Raw genomic sequence first — 14,737 nt, 5'->3', positions numbered from 1 at the left:
TTAGCCTTGAAACAAAACAAAGCAGCACATTGGCTGCTCTGGTTTGATAGACAAGTTACTCGCCGCGGTCTGCTTCCCATGCGGCTTTTGCTGAATCGACCACTTCGTCCCAGCTCGCTTCATCGCTCAAGTATTTCTGGATGTTGGCACCCAGTTCATCTTGGCCCCATCCAGTCGGATAGCCCATGAAGACCCAACCGATTGTGTCGCCTGCTTCTGAAGCATCGTAAATTGTTTTGGACATCGGATCGGTAATTTTAGATGTGTCATATCCTTCGTATGCAGGAATGAATTTGAAATCTTCCAAAACGGCTGTTTTCCCAGCATCGGAAGTATAGAGCCAATCAAGGAAATCTTTTGATGCTGTCACCACTTCTTCATCTTGGTTCGAGTTGACGCCCCAATACATCGGTACGCCGACTGGCAATCCGCTTTCTTCCAAACCTTCTACTGGAATCGGCATCATGCCAACGCCGGAGTCTGCCAATTCCTGATCGATGCCGGCAATCGAGCCATAAGCCCAGTTTCCTTGCTGGATGATCGCCACGCGCTCAAGTGAGAACAACTCTTCCACTTGTTGTGAATAGTCGAGGCTGACTGTTGGCTGTTTGGAATACTCATTTTGCAGATCAAGGATTTTCTTGAACCCTTCGCCATATTCAAAATCGATTGCTTCCGCATCATAAGCCGTCAATACATTGCTATCAAATTCAGGCGCAATGAAGGTGTTTGACAAGTGAAGCCCTGTGACCCACGTTTCTTTACCTGGCAATGCGAAGACCGATTCAAGCCCGAGTTCGTCTTTTTTCGAATCGAGCGTTTTCACCGCTTCTTCTAAACTTGCGTAATCTGTGATGGAAGCGGCATCGATTCCCGCTTCCTCGAACAGGCGGGTGTTATAGATGAATCCGTAGCCCTCCTGGTTATATGGCAATCCGAGCACTTCCGACTCAACTGTTACCCCATCAAGCGTTCCTTCGAGAGCTGCATCTGCTGCTCCTGTATCAGACAGGTCTGTCAAATTGTCTTTCCAATCTGCTACATCTTGAGGACCGCCAATGTTGAAGATGGCTGGTTCATTGCCTGAAGCAAAACGGGAACGAAGCGCAGCGCCGTAATCTTCGCCGCCGCCGACTGTCGTGATCTCGATATTAACATCAGGATTTTCTTCCTCGTATTGAGCGACGACATCTTCGAACTGATCTTTAAACTCCACTTTAAATTGGAAGATATCGACTGTTACTTGCTCACCGCCGCCTTCTGCCGTTGATCCGTCATCCCCTGAACTACACGCTGCAAGTGCCCCCGCTGACAATAAAACAGATGCCATTAACCCTTTGCTGAACTTTAAATCCTTCACTTGAACTCCCCCTTTGAGTTGTTGTGCAAACGATTGCACAATATAGCGAAAAAAATTGGAAACTCTTTCGGTAAGCGTTTCCAATAATTAATTAAATACAGATTATCACAATGAAAACGTTTGCACAATCTATTTTTTAAATTTTTCAATTGTTTTTTCAAAAAATATTTATCAGTACGTGAGGGTTCGATCTATTGCCCCTGCTAAGCTGTGAGACTTAAAGACAGCGGACAGGGCAGCATAGACTGTTCAAGATATTTATCGATCCAGCACGAGCAGCGCTGCCCCGAGCATGCCAGCGTCGTTCTCGAATCGCGCTATTTCGACAGGCAGCGGATTTAGCAGCATGGTTGCCAAACGACTGTTCAACGCATCGATCCAAGCTGAGGCTGATTCCGATACCCCTCCGCCAATGATGAGCATATCCATATCGAATATAGCCTGTAAGCTACTGATATAAATAGCCAAGTCTTCGGTAAATTCGGCGACCAGCTTTTGTGCTTGGGAATCGCTTCTTGCCATTTCAAACAATTCGGGCGGCGTGACTGACAATCCCGCTTCCCGAATGCGTCGCACCAGTGCGGTGCCAGATAGATACTGCTCCGCACAGCCAAGGCGACCGCAAGCGCAGCGTGAGCCGTTCGGATATAAAGTCATATGCCCCAGTTCTGCAGCCCCGCCATGCGTCCCACCGCTCAACAGTTTGCCGTCCCAAATGATACCGCCCCCGAGCCCCGTGCCGAGCGTGATACAGACAACACGCCCCAATCCCCGTGCAGCACCGAATTTCGCTTCAGCAAGCGCCGCGCAATTGGCATCGTTCTCTACTTCTACGGGCCGTCCAGTTGCTTTTTCCAAGGGCGATTTGACTTCTGTCCCTGTCCAGCCAGGCAGCATATCGCCCGCGAATACAATACTTCCTGCTTTCGGATCGACAAACCCGTGCGTGCCGATGCCAATTGCAGACACAGTGGGATGTTCTTCTAAAAACTGCAAGACTTGGCGCTCTAAATATGGATACAACGGAAACTGCGTTTTCACTTGACGCTCTGCGAGTATCCGCCCTTCTGCATCAATGACCCCCATGCGGATTTTCGTTCCGCCGATATCTACCCCGATGACGTTATTCATTTTCTCCATCCTTCCTTCCGTTCATTCTTTTACTTTCCTGTCCTTATCATAAAAGCATAGTGCTTCATACGGTCTAAGCTCTATCGGTTCCTGCAGTGCTGAATCCGGATAATTGCCAATCAACAGACGGCCCTTAGGCAAGGGCAATTCACGCGACGTTTCGGAGAAGTTGCAGTACACCGTCAATTGCTCATCTGCCGTTTTCCGTGTATAAGCAAAAATTTCTTCATCATCCCGATGCAATAAATTGAACTCGCCTTCTGCAATCACGTCCAAATCTTTGCGAAGCGCGATCAATTTCCGGTAATAGTTGAAAACTGAATCTTCTTCCTCGCGATCGGCAGCATTGATGTCCGGATAATTCGGGTTAACGGAAATCCACGGCTCGCCTTTTGTGAACCCGGCATTTTCAGAAGCATCCCATTGCATCGGCGTTCTCGCATTATCTCGGCCTTTTGCGTGAATCGATTCCAGCAGCTCTTCATGTGGAATACCTTGAGCCCGCTTTTCCTGATACATATTCAGAGTTTCGATGTCCCGGTACTCGTCAATAGCTGAAAACGCCACATTGGTCATGCCAAGTTCTTCCCCTTGATAAATATACGGCGTCCCTTGCAGGAAATGAAGACAAGTGGCGAGCATTTTCGCCGACTCTTTTCTGTATGGCCCATCGTTTCCAAAGCGCGAGACGATGCGCGGCTGATCGTGATTGTTCCAATACAAGCTATTCCAGCCTTTTCCGAAAAGCTCCACTTGCCATTTCTCCAGGTTTTCCTTTAAATCCGGCAAATGAAGCGGCTGAAGCTCCCATTTGCCGCTCGGTCCCTCATCTAAGTTCATATGCTCAAAGGTGAAAATCATATTGAGCTCCTTGCGCCCGGGACCTGTGTACAATTTCGCGTCTTCTGTCGTCGCGCCTGGCATTTCCCCGACAGTGACGATATCGTAATCAGCGAGCGCTTTTGTGTTCATCTCCTGCAAAAATTCGTGGACGCGAGGCCCATTGAAAAAATGTGGCGTGCCATCGCCTTCGATGCCGTCCGGGAAATCCTGGTCTTTGGAAATCATATTGATGACGTCCATGCGGAAGCCATCGACCCCTTTATCCAGCCACCAGCGCATCATTTGATATACTTCATCCCGCAGTTCTTCATTTTCCCAGTTTAAGTCTGGTTGCTTTTTGGAAAACAAATGCAAATAATATTGCTGTCTCGCTTCGTCAAATTGCCAAGTAGAACCGCTGAAAAACGAACGCCAATTGTTCGGCTCGTTTTTCCATATGTAGTAATCAGGTCGTTCTGTAAACCATACGTGTTCGTCGGAAGTGTGATTGACAACTAAATCCATGACCAGCCGCATTCCGCGCGCGTGAATGCCTTGGAGCATTTGGTCAAAATCGTCCATCGTTCCAAACTCACTCATAATTTTTTGGTAATCGCGGATATCATAGCCATTGTCATCATTCGGCGAATCATAGACAGGCGATAGCCACAATACGTCAACGCCAAGTTCCGCCAAATAATCCAGTTTGCTGATGATGCCTTGGATATCCCCAATTCCATCACCGTCTGAATCCATGAAACTTCTCGGGTAAATCTGATACACTGTTGATTTTTTCCACCATTCCGTCATTTCTTCGCCCACTTCCCTGAAGATGTATTCATTTCTTATCATCATACGGAAAATTGAAAAAGAAACACAGCTCTTTTTAAGTAAACCTTTTATGAAAATAAGTTGACTTAAAACAAACCAGTCTCTATACTCAGTTTTAGTACATAGTAAGTGGAGGGTTTTTCATGACAACTTCAGTAACCAGATCCAGCAATCATTCACGCACTTTAACGCTTGTCCACGTCTCCATGTTTGCCGCATTGATGGCGATCGGGGCGAATATTTCCTCATTCCTGATCGTCGGCGGCGTGCCGATCACCTTGCAGACTTTCTTCGCGATACTCGCCGGCATCCTGCTCGGCAAACGTCTTGGCGCTGCTTCAATGATCGTCTATGCCGCAATCGGTCTTGCCGGCGTACCGGTTTTCGCTAAGTTTTCAGGCGGCATGGATACCTTGATCTCGCCGACATTCGGCTTTATCCTATCCTATATCTTCACCGCTTTTGCAGCCGGCTGGATTGCTGAAAAAATACCTTCCAAAAAAGGATTCATTTTAGCAGCCCTTGCAGCCACTGCGATTAATTATGTGTTTGGCACCAACTGGATGTATGCCGCTTATAAATTATGGTTTGCCGCACCAGAAGGCTTTTCTTACGGCATGGCTTGGGCCTGGATGGCAGTGCCTCTTCCAAAAGACGTGCTGCTCGCTGTCTTTGCCGGTTTGTTCGGTTTCCGAATGCAGCCAATCATCAAAAAATACTTACCTTAAGCGAATAAGCCATTGGCCGGAACTCCGGCCAATGGCTTATTTTTGTACACTCGATTCATCCACGCGCAGCTTGTAATTCTGTTCGATGATGCGCACCAAGCCGGTGAGGCTCTCGTTGACTGGCGTTGCGATTCCATGCTTTTTCCCTAAGGTGACAATGCCACCATTGATGACTTCGATCTCGGTCTGGCGTTTTTTTAACACGTCCATGAGCATCGATGATTTATTGGCGCCAATGTCCTGATGTCCCATCCTCAAGCATTCTTCCGTGACTGCTTGCGCGTCCGCCTCGACCCCTTCCGCCTGGGCAACAAGCACCGCTTCTTCTATCACAGCACGTAATAGGCTTTCTCCTTCTGGTGTATTGAGGATGTCTCCGTTTTTCAGGCGCGTCAAAGCAGTAACGGAATTGAACGCAGCATTGACGAATAATTTGTTCCAAATAACCGCCTTAACATTTGGCGAGACGGCTGTTTCCAAGCCTGCCTCGCTGAGTTTTCCAGCAAAATGGTCGAGCGTCTTGCTATCAGCACTAGCTTCGACATCGCCAAGATAATTCTTGCCCCATCCCCTATGCAAAATCGTGCCGTCATGTTCAACGCTTGCGCCGTGGCCGAGTGTGCCCGACACTACCGTGTTTTCCGGGAACAATTGCTGGATGGTTTCAGCATTGCCGATGCCGTTTTGCATCGTGACGATCAGCGTTTCTTTAGCCAGCTTGCCGCGTAATTTTCCGAGCACCGATTCATTGGCCTGCGCTTTCAACAAGACAAGCAAAACGTCCACTTGCTCGCCAGCTTGTAATTCCTGGACGATTTCCAGCTCGATATGTGTCGTCGAATTATCTTTTTCGACGATGCGCAAGCCTTGCTGATGGATCGCTTCCACGTGGCTATTCATGCGGTTGTATAAGCGTACCTCTTCACCGATTGCTTTTAGTTTACCTCCCACAAGACACGCCATCGCCCCTGCCCCAGCAATTAAAATCTTCATCCTATTCCTCCTTTGGAATCCACTGCTTTCTCATTTCACTATACCAAAAAGGCCTCCTGATATGCAGGAAGCCTTTTCAGGTTGTCGAGAAACTTAGGTAATCCGTATTTTCCGAAGCTTATCGCACGACTTCGTGGGCTCGCGCCCAAGCCTCCTCAGTCGCTTTGCGCCTTGCGGGGTCTCGGTCAGTCGAGCGAACGCTTCTCCAAATACCTAGAGAGGTCATTGACAGTTAAAAATAGCAAAACACGCTCTTTTCCATAGTTGAGAGCGAACCATAGACTTCTTCAACACTAAGAAAAGGCCTCCTGATATGCAGGAGGCCTTTTTTTAGTTTGTTGCTTTCTTGTTGCGGTTAGCTTTGTCGTTTTTACCAATCTTGCGGATATCCGACAAGATCAACGCACCGATCAATAGCAAACCAAGATAGCCGACTGCCGGGTACAAGTAATTGACCAAGGACGTAAAGCCGACGAAACTTAGTGCAAAAGCGACCAATCCGGCAATAATGACGAAAATCCGGAATTTCTTTGTGCCAATTTCTGCAAAACGTGCTGAGAATGACAACAACATGCTGACAGCAGTATTGTAAATCATGGCAAAAATGACGACCGCCATGATGATACCGAGGATTGGCGAGATGTCATCCCCGATAGCAAGCATCGGCAAATCCGCTCCCCCGACAACATCCACTTTCGCGAATATCGCTACATAGCTAAGCAGGATCAAAAAGCCGAAGCCTAGCCCACCGATTAATCCGCCGCGCGCTGCCACTTTCTCATCTTTTTCAGCGCCGCCCATAACGAGCGACATAGAAGCCCCGAGCGCAATGGCGAGTGATACATAATTGACTGCTGATAATAGCCAGTTCGGTGTCGCGGACAGCTGCTCCTTAGCCACTGGATCGAGTGCGCTAAAGCTGCTGTCCATCGTAACTACGCTGTAGATAGCGATGCCCACTACCATCAAAATCAAAAATGGTGTGATGCTGGAAATGACGGCAATGACTTTCTTGACGTTCATCATGATGGTGACAATCACTAAAATAATCATAATGCTGCGTCCGAATGCCGGTGCCAAATCGAATTGTTGTGAAAATATTGACCCAGCCCCAGCAATCATTACGACTAAAACACCAAATAAGGTCAAAATCAAAGTATAATCGATGACTTTCCCAAGCCATTTCCCGCTTATGCGATAGACAACATCTTCATGCGAAGTCGTTTGCATACGGCTTCCGAGACGTGTCAAAATCATTCCGATGTAACCGAATAACGCAGTAGCGACCAAAACGCCAGCGATACCCCAATAACCAAAACTGGTAAAATATTGCAAAATCTCTTGACCTGAGGCGAAGCCAGCGCCGACAACAATGCCGATAAAGGCGCTGGCTATCTTCAAGCTTTTTCTCATAAAACCCTCTCCTTATTCTGGATGATAGTTGAACTGGATGTTCATCAAAATGATTTTTATGTAGATAATTTTTCATACCCTTCATCTAGAGCGGGCAAACAATCCTTGCTTTTCGATTGTTTTTCGCTTATTCTTCCTTATTAGTAACGCAAGCTGAAAGGCGGGAAAACCAGTGGATTTGGCGGATTTTGAGCAAGCGATTGAAAACTTTATCGGGCAGGCAGGGCTTTGGGCTCCGCTGCTATTCATATTGCTGCATTTGATCCGTCCGCTGCTATTTTTGCCGGTCATTGCCGTATGCATTGCCGGCGGATTTCTTTTCGGCTTTTTCCAAGGAGCTTTGCTGTCTTTCATTGGATTAACGCTGATGAGCTTTGTCTCCTATGTGCTGATCAATAAATTTCCGCGTTTTCGCGCTAAACTCGCCGCCTTGAAAGACAAATTATTTCCTGACCGCAATCTGACGGTTTCCCAAGTGATGATTTTGCGTGTCATGCCCTTTGTTCATTTTCATCTATTGTCTTTTTATTTGATGGAAATGACTAATACGCGTCGGGAATACATGTATTACTCTGCGCTCGGCTTGATTGCGCCAGCCCTCTTGTATACAGCATTTGGCAGGGCCATTTCGCAGTTTCCATGGTATACGACAGTGAGCATGTTCCTGCTGCTCGCTGCGGTTTTCAGTTTTATCGACAAATGGCAAAGCCGTAAGCATAAAGTAGACAAACTCTGACAAGCGCAGACGGGATGCCGTTTGCGCTTGCGTCATTGAGGTATAGTAACAGTAGATTGAGATGAGAGGAAGAAAACAATGCCTATATTCACCAAGAACAACATCAGTTTATATTACGAAGATATCGGGAGCGGGCAGCCGCTTCTCTTGTTTCACGGTTTGACTAGCAGCTCTGCCATGTTCTACCGCGAAATGAATTTTTTCCGCAACAAGCACCGCATCATTGCGTTGGATTCCAGAGGCCATGGTCATTCGGCAAAACTTAGCGACTATACACTCGACGACCATATCGAAGACGCTGTTGCCTTATTGGATCACCTCCAGCTCGAATCAGTTGATGTTCTCGGTGTATCCATGGGAAGTTATATTGCCCAAGGGCTAGCCGCAAGACGACCTGAACGCGTACGCAAATTATTATTAGTTGCCACTAAGTCCTTCGGCGAAAAATCTTCCATGGCCGAATTATTCGAGCGCCACCCAGAAGAATTTGATGGCTTGTCCATCCATGACAAATTGGAAAAAGCACAAACTTATATGTACCATCGTTTGACGGCTGTCCAGAAATGGCAGGCAAAGACCGCTGAAAACAGCCCTCAATTGAGCTTAGAGCAACAAGGCATCGCGTCTAATGCCCTAGAGCGTTTTGATTTGCGCCCAGAACTTCCAGCAATCTCAGCAGAAACCTTGGTTATCAGCGGACGCTACGACGAGTTGAACCCGCCTGAGAAAGGACATGAGACCGCTAAGCTCATCCAGCATGCAAGTTTTATGGAGTTCAAGCGTTCCGGCCATGCCCCGAACGTGGAACAGCCGCGGCTATTTCTCGGCATCGCCGAAAACTTTCTCGACGATTGAGTTACTGTTAATGAATGCTATAACCATAAAAAAGCACGGCGCAAAAATGCGCCGTGCTTTTATTGTGCTGTATAGCCGCCGTCCAGGACCACTGCCTGGCCGGTGATGCCGCGCGCTTTATCGCTCGCGAGAAACATCGTGTAATCGGAAATTTCCTGCACCGACAACAAGCGTTTTTGCGGAACCAATGGATAAATGACTTCTTCTAGAACTTTTTCCAGCGACACATTGCGCGTCTTCGCCAAATCGCCCAGTTGATTGCGCACAAGCGGTGTGTCAACGTATCCAGGGCACATCGCATTGACCGTGATGCCATGTTCTGCGCCTTCTAAAGCCGCAACTTTCGTCAAACCGATGACGCCATGCTTGGCGCTGTTATACGCTGCTTTCCCGGCAAACCCGACCAGTCCGTTGATTGAAGCCATATTAATGATACGCCCAAAACCTTGTTGTTTCATGATCGGGAAGGCATGCTTGGTAGCGATAAACGGCGCGACCAGCATAATTTTGACCAGCAATTCGTATTTCTCGGTCGGAAATTCTTCAATCGGCGAGACGTGCTGCATCCCCGCATTATTGATCAAGATGTCCAAAGAACCGAACGTTTCCACTGTTTGATCGATGGCTGCTTTAATTTCATCTTCACTGGTGACATCGCATTTGATGCCGATACATTCAAAACCTTGCCCCTTCAACTCGTCTGCAGCTTGTTTCACTGCGTCTTCATTGATATCGGTCAACACGATTTTGGCGCCTTCTTCAGCGAAGTCCTTGCTAATTTCATAACCGATGCCACTTGCGGCACCAGTGATCAATACCACTTTACCCTCTACCATAATAGAATCCCTCCGAATGAAAGATTAAATACCCAATCCTAGGCTGAACAAGATAATCGCAATTGTTAAGCCAATCAGCGGCACGATGACGGTTACAGCGCCCATCGCCCCGTAAGCTGCCTTGTGGGTCTCGCCGCAAATCCCTTGAATTGTCGTCACGACATAACCATTATGCGGCAATGAATCAAGCGCGCCGGAAGAAATCGCGATGGTCCGGTGAAGCGCTTCTGTGTTCACACCCATATCGATGTAATGAGGCGCAATGAGCGGAAGTGCAATGACTTGTCCACCAGAAGCAGATCCCGTTAGTCCTGCGATGACACTGACAGCTACTGCGCCGCCGATCAGCGGGCTTCCCGGAATACTCGTCATGGCATCGACTGCCACTTGAAATGCTGGCACGGCTTTTGCCACGCCGCCGAATCCGACGACCGCTGCAGTGTTGCCGATGGCGATCAATGCGCCAATCGTTCCATCAGTTAATGCTTTGCCAAGATTCGTGAAATATTTCATGTTCAATAGATAAGTCGTAAGAACACCGCCAAGTAAGGCCAAAATCAAGGCAGAAGTACCTAGCGAATCATGGAAAATGAATGATACCGCTAGCACCACAAGCAAGGGAATCAAACCCGTCACAGGATGTGGCAATGCACGATCGGCCATTTGCGGATCGGATTCACGCGCTTCGAAACGCTCGCCTTTTTTCACCGCTTTATTGATCATGCGTTTCAGCCACCAGTAGCCGAAGAATGCCATGAAGATGGCGACAATGATGCTGACTTCCCAGCCGGCATACGGGCTAGTGTTCAAATAGTCAATCGGGATCCAGTTTTGGATCTCTGGCGACCCTGCAGAAGTCATCGTGAATGTGACAGACCCAAGTGCCAAAGCGGCCGGGATGAAGCGGCGTGGCAAATCGGCTTGTTTGAATAAGCTGAGCGCCATCGGATAAACCGAAAATGCAACGACGAACAAGCTCACGCCGCCATATGTAAGAACCGCACAAGCAATAACAATCGCGAGGACTGCTTTTGACAACCCGAACTTGCCGACTAGCCATTTAGAGACGCTATCTGCTGCCCCTGTATCTTCCATAACTTTACCGAAAATGGCTCCGAGTAAGAACATCGGGAACCACGACGTGATGAATCCGGAGAAACCACCCATATAATTTGAGAGTAAATTGACTTCCCCTTCTTCCACTAATTGCGGAAATAGCGGCAAGCCGCTGAGTACCGCGACAAACAATGCCGACAATGGTCCGGCAATTAACAAGTTGACACCTCTCATCGTCAACACAATCAGGAGAATAAGTCCTCCGATCATTCCAATCATACTTAACATGATAAATCCCCCTTAAAATACATTTCGTTTTTTCGAACATTTTGAAAACGCTTTCTTTTGTTCGAATAGACGATGGATAAATTGTCTAAATATTTAGTCCTGAAACCTTTAATCACTATACAACGGGGAGCAGGATAGGTAAAATGAATAATTATAATAGCTTTCATAGATATTAGTTATAGATAAGGAGTTCTCATATGGACATACGCCAGCTAAGTTATTTTATCGAAGTCGCCAAGCACCAAAGCTTTACCAAAGCAGCTCATTCTCTTCATGTAACACAGCCAACACTCAGCAAAATGGTCAAAAATTTGGAACAAGAAATGGATGTATCGCTATTTGACCGCTCTTCACGCAAAGTGCGGTTGACCGATGCCGGAGAAGTAGTTTTCGTCCAAGCGCAAAAAATCGTCAACAGTCTCGATGATTTGTCCTCTTCGCTTTATGACATCATGAACTTGAACAAAGGCAAAATCACCATTGGCTTGCCCCCTGTCATCAGCACCTTGTTTTTCCCAACTATCATTGCCGAGTTCCAATCCTGCTATCCCGATGTAACCGTCATTCTCGTAGAAGACGGCGCCAAGAAAGTGGAAGAAAAAGTGGCCGATGGTGAAGTGGACCTCGGGTTTGTTATGTTGCCAGTCGATGCCGAACGCTTTGACATCATTCCTTTTGTTTCCCAAGAAATCAAGCTGCTCGTTCACGAAGACCATCCGCTTGCTGATCGGGAAACGCGTGATTTAATCGATTTTAAAGACGATCCATTTCTCCTGCTCAGCAAGGAATTTACACTCAATGGACGGACCGTCGAATTTTGCCGCGGGGAAGGATTCGAACCAAAAGTTGCCTATGAAAGCTCTCAATGGGACTTTATTGTCGGCATGGTGGAAAAAAACCTAGGAGTCACTTTGATGCCAAAATTGATTTGCGACCGTGTCCAGCACGGGCCGTTCAAGACCATTTCCCTCACCCAGACCTTCCCATGGCGGCTTGGCATCATCATGGCCAAAAACCGCTATGTGCCCTACGTTTCCCGCGAGTTCATCACACTCGTCAACCAGCTCCCAAAAGTTTAAGTCACTCAAAAAAGAAGCCGCCTGAAAAGGCAGCTTCTTTTTGATTTCACTTATTTTCGGTCGACGAGTGTTTGGATCATGCTTTTCAGTTCGCTGACTTCTTTTCTCAAACCTTCAATTTCCGATGTGTCCTCTTTGATGCCTTCAAGTTCGGCTGTCTCCTTATCAATTTCATCCGAAATCTTTTGGGCATTGTTGACGATTTCCCCGACGATCAAGTTGATCATCAGGAACGTCGAGACGATGATAAAGGAAATGAAATACAGCCAGGACCACGGTTCTGCCGCAAAGACCGGACGGAAAATCCCACTAGCCCAAGACTCCAAAGTGAAAATCTGGAATAAGGAAATGAGCGACAGCCCGAGGTCACCGAAATACTCTGGTTCGATGTCTGCATAAAAGAATGTCCCAATCACGGCATAGACATAAAAAATGATCGACATCAATAAAATGACACTCGTAATTGTCGGTATTGCCATAAACAAAGCGGTCACGACACGGCGCAGCGAAGGAATCGTCGACACGGTCCGCAACACGCGCAGCACACGGAAAATCCGCAATACGCTGATAAACGAGGAGTTGTACAGGATCAGGCTTCCAACCACAATGAGGAAATCGAAATTGTTCCAGGCATTGCCAAAGAATTTTGTCCGGTACACAAATAATTTGGCGAGTATTTCCAAGGTGAAAAAAGCCAGGATGATGATGTCCAGCACCAATAGCCAGGAACCGTAATTGTCCGCAATAGCAGGATAAGTCTCCAAGCCGACCAGCAACGCATTGATTAAGATTAAAATAGTAATAAACGTATTGAACCGCGCACTTTCCACGATTCGCTTCAATGACTCTTTCATAGGGCGATAGACGACTCCTTATAACATCTGATGTAACCGGCGCACATTGCGCCAAACAGTTCCGCCCAATTATATCATGTGCGTATCCGGAAGTGACGATTCAATCCCGCCGCCTAATAAGGTTTGTTGCCAAAATGTGACGCCCACATTCGCCAAAGTCCCCAGACGATAGCTAAAATAAAGACATAAAAAAAACGCCTCCAAGGAGACGTTTTTTCTATTCTTCCGATAGCGAAGCATAAACGATCAAGCGTTCTTCTCGTGTCCCCCGGTCATAATCATAAGTTCCAGAACACGTGATTAATACCAGTTCCGGAGATGAATGATAACCGAAGAGCGAATCGACATCTGCCAAATCGAGTGGCACCGATTCCATTTTATGGACCTTAAAGCGCAGCTCGCGCTCTTCACCGGAAACGACAATTTCATCTCCCGGCTCAAGCTCCGTCAAGTCCCAAAAGACAGCCGGGCCATCCAAATCATCAACATGACCTGCAATGACGGCTCGCCCTCTTTGGCCAGGACGATAGCCAGGCGAGAACCAGCTCAGTTCATCGCCATTATCCGGCACTGCCATTTCCCCCGTATCCGTTACGCCGAGATGCGTGACATCGGCTTCCAATCCAATAGATGGAATCGCCAAAGTTTCGGGTGAGATGCCTGGCTGATTCAGTTCATTGATTGGATTGGCCGTTTGCTTTGACGGCGCTTCAGGTTGCTTGATCTCTTTGACTTTCTCTTGAGCTATCGTTTGCTCGGTCCAAGCTGGCTCTGCTTTGACGGCAAAGCCAACTTCCGCACTGCGGATGCTCACTTCATCTTGCGGTGACGTACAACCTGCAAGAAATAGTGCTGCAAGGAGCAAAGCAAGTTTATTGAAATCGTTTTCTCCACACAAACCCGCTAGCTGCGATCAAGACCAGTGCGCCACCAATCAACAACCACATAGACTGGGACTGTTGCGGTGTACCAAGTCCGGTTGTCGGCATTTCATCCGGTGTTGCAGCAGCTTCGTAATCGACAAGCGCAATCACTTCAAGCGAATCGACTGTATTGACCGCAAAGACCGAGTAGACTGTATCTGCAGCCAGTTCCGTGCCTTCTAGCGGCAAGACTTGTGTGCCATCCGGCAAGCGGATTTCCAAGTCATACGTGTCTGGGGCTACTTCAGCGTAATCTGTGATTCCCGGGAACTCAGCTCCACTGAACAACGCATCGCCTCCGATGATGCCAACATCAACTGCTGGGGCATCTGGGGACAAATGGCCGACGCGGATCTTCGCTTGGCCTTCTGTTACTTCCATGGAATCTTCAGCTACGACAAATTCGATAGACTCCAGGAGGTTAGCGGCAGCTACTGTATAAGCTTTTCCAGCTTCCACTTCCAAGTCAGCCTGCAAGACGCCTTCTCCTGCTGCGTATTCAGTGCCGGCAGCAAATACTTCTACATCATGTGTTCCAGCCGGGACTTCTAAGTATCCAGAGTCGGTTTTGAATGGTACTTCTTCGAGCGTTAAATCACCGTTGACGTATACATCCACTGCAGGAGCATCAGGCGAAGCATGCAGGACCCGCACTTTTGCCATATCGCCATGGTTGTCAGCCATAACTAATGAACCGAAAAGCGAGAGCAATACGAGCATCGCGACAAGAGAGACAGAAATTTTCTTCATTTGTCCAACCTCTTTCCATATAGTATTTGTATAACTTTTGTACACCTCAGTTATACAACATATCCGAAAGAAAATCAATAAT

Annotated in this window: 14 protein-coding genes; 4 read left to right on the top strand and 10 right to left on the bottom strand. The window is 47.6% G+C overall.

Annotated features, from left to right (window positions below):
* Positions 1–55 precede the first annotated feature (55 nt).
* The 3 genes from BBI11_RS04465 to BBI11_RS04455 all read right to left on the bottom strand — a co-directional run bounded on the left by BBI11_RS04465 (position 56) and on the right by BBI11_RS04455 (position 4,123).
* Positions 56–1,360, bottom strand: a complete 1,305-nt coding sequence (locus BBI11_RS04465; RefSeq protein ID WP_208597172.1) for an ABC transporter substrate-binding protein — start codon at positions 1,358–1,360, stop codon at positions 56–58.
* A 258-nt stretch (positions 1,361–1,618) separates the two neighbouring features.
* Positions 1,619–2,491, bottom strand: a complete 873-nt coding sequence (locus tag BBI11_RS04460; protein ID WP_068461025.1) for an ROK family protein — start codon at positions 2,489–2,491, stop codon at positions 1,619–1,621.
* A 21-nt stretch (positions 2,492–2,512) separates the two neighbouring features.
* A complete protein-coding gene (locus tag BBI11_RS04455; protein ID WP_068461023.1) occupies positions 2,513–4,123 on the bottom strand; it encodes a glycoside hydrolase family 13 protein in 1,611 nt (536 codons plus the stop codon).
* A 164-nt stretch (positions 4,124–4,287) separates the two neighbouring features.
* Between BBI11_RS04455 and BBI11_RS04450 the strand changes: the two genes are divergently transcribed.
* Positions 4,288–4,872 carry a biotin transporter BioY gene (locus BBI11_RS04450; RefSeq protein WP_068461021.1) on the top strand — a complete coding sequence of 195 codons (585 nt, stop codon included), beginning with the start codon at positions 4,288–4,290 and terminating at the stop codon, positions 4,870–4,872.
* A 36-nt stretch (positions 4,873–4,908) separates the two neighbouring features.
* Here BBI11_RS04450 and BBI11_RS04445 read toward each other — a convergent pair whose 3' ends face one another.
* Positions 4,909–5,865, bottom strand: coding sequence for a ketopantoate reductase family protein (locus tag BBI11_RS04445; RefSeq protein ID WP_068461017.1), 957 nt, complete (start codon positions 5,863–5,865; stop codon positions 4,909–4,911).
* A 330-nt stretch (positions 5,866–6,195) separates the two neighbouring features.
* Positions 6,196–7,278, bottom strand: coding sequence for a YkvI family membrane protein (locus BBI11_RS04440; RefSeq protein ID WP_068461015.1), 1,083 nt, complete (start codon positions 7,276–7,278; stop codon positions 6,196–6,198).
* 172 nt (positions 7,279–7,450) lie between these two features.
* Between BBI11_RS04440 and BBI11_RS04435 the strand changes: the two genes are divergently transcribed.
* Both BBI11_RS04435 and BBI11_RS04430 read left to right on the top strand, forming a co-directional pair.
* Positions 7,451–8,014: a TVP38/TMEM64 family protein gene (locus BBI11_RS04435; protein WP_334223358.1), complete on the top strand. Its 564-nt coding sequence runs from the start codon at positions 7,451–7,453 to the stop codon at positions 8,012–8,014.
* 78 nt (positions 8,015–8,092) lie between these two features.
* Entirely contained in the window at positions 8,093–8,869 is a 777-nt protein-coding gene (locus tag BBI11_RS04430; protein ID WP_068461013.1) for an alpha/beta fold hydrolase, read from the top strand.
* Between the two features lie 59 nt (positions 8,870–8,928).
* Here BBI11_RS04430 and BBI11_RS04425 read toward each other — a convergent pair whose 3' ends face one another.
* Positions 8,929–9,705 carry a 3-hydroxybutyrate dehydrogenase gene (locus BBI11_RS04425; protein WP_068461011.1) on the bottom strand — a complete coding sequence of 259 codons (777 nt, stop codon included), beginning with the start codon at positions 9,703–9,705 and terminating at the stop codon, positions 8,929–8,931.
* A 24-nt stretch (positions 9,706–9,729) separates the two neighbouring features.
* The gene (locus tag BBI11_RS04420) at positions 9,730–11,049 is read right to left on the bottom strand and encodes a GntP family permease (RefSeq protein ID WP_068461010.1); all 1,320 of its coding nucleotides are present in this window, start codon (positions 11,047–11,049) and stop codon (positions 9,730–9,732) included.
* Positions 11,050–11,246: 197 nt separating this feature from the next.
* Here BBI11_RS04420 and BBI11_RS04415 point away from each other — a divergent pair, with 197 nt between their 5' ends.
* Positions 11,247–12,128 (top strand): LysR family transcriptional regulator, encoded by an 882-nt coding sequence (locus tag BBI11_RS04415; RefSeq protein ID WP_068461009.1) that lies wholly within the window; start codon positions 11,247–11,249, stop codon positions 12,126–12,128.
* 50 nt (positions 12,129–12,178) lie between these two features.
* Here the strand turns inward: BBI11_RS04415 and BBI11_RS04410 are convergent, their stop codons facing one another.
* The 3 genes from BBI11_RS04410 to BBI11_RS04400 all read right to left on the bottom strand — a co-directional run bounded on the left by BBI11_RS04410 (position 12,179) and on the right by BBI11_RS04400 (position 14,655).
* A complete protein-coding gene (locus BBI11_RS04410) occupies positions 12,179–12,982 on the bottom strand; it encodes an ion transporter (protein WP_068461008.1) in 804 nt (267 codons plus the stop codon).
* A 217-nt stretch (positions 12,983–13,199) separates the two neighbouring features.
* Positions 13,200–13,796, bottom strand: a complete 597-nt coding sequence (locus BBI11_RS04405; RefSeq protein ID WP_237150317.1) for a class F sortase — start codon at positions 13,794–13,796, stop codon at positions 13,200–13,202.
* A 58-nt stretch (positions 13,797–13,854) separates the two neighbouring features.
* Positions 13,855–14,655 (bottom strand): DUF4397 domain-containing protein, encoded by an 801-nt coding sequence (locus tag BBI11_RS04400; protein ID WP_068461004.1) that lies wholly within the window; start codon positions 14,653–14,655, stop codon positions 13,855–13,857.
* Positions 14,656–14,737: the final 82 nt, after the last annotated feature.

The organism is Planococcus maritimus, assembly GCF_001687625.2.
Taxonomy (GTDB): domain Bacteria; phylum Bacillota; class Bacilli; order Bacillales_A; family Planococcaceae; genus Planococcus; species Planococcus maritimus.
This window is presented reverse-complemented; position numbering and strand designations above follow the sequence as displayed.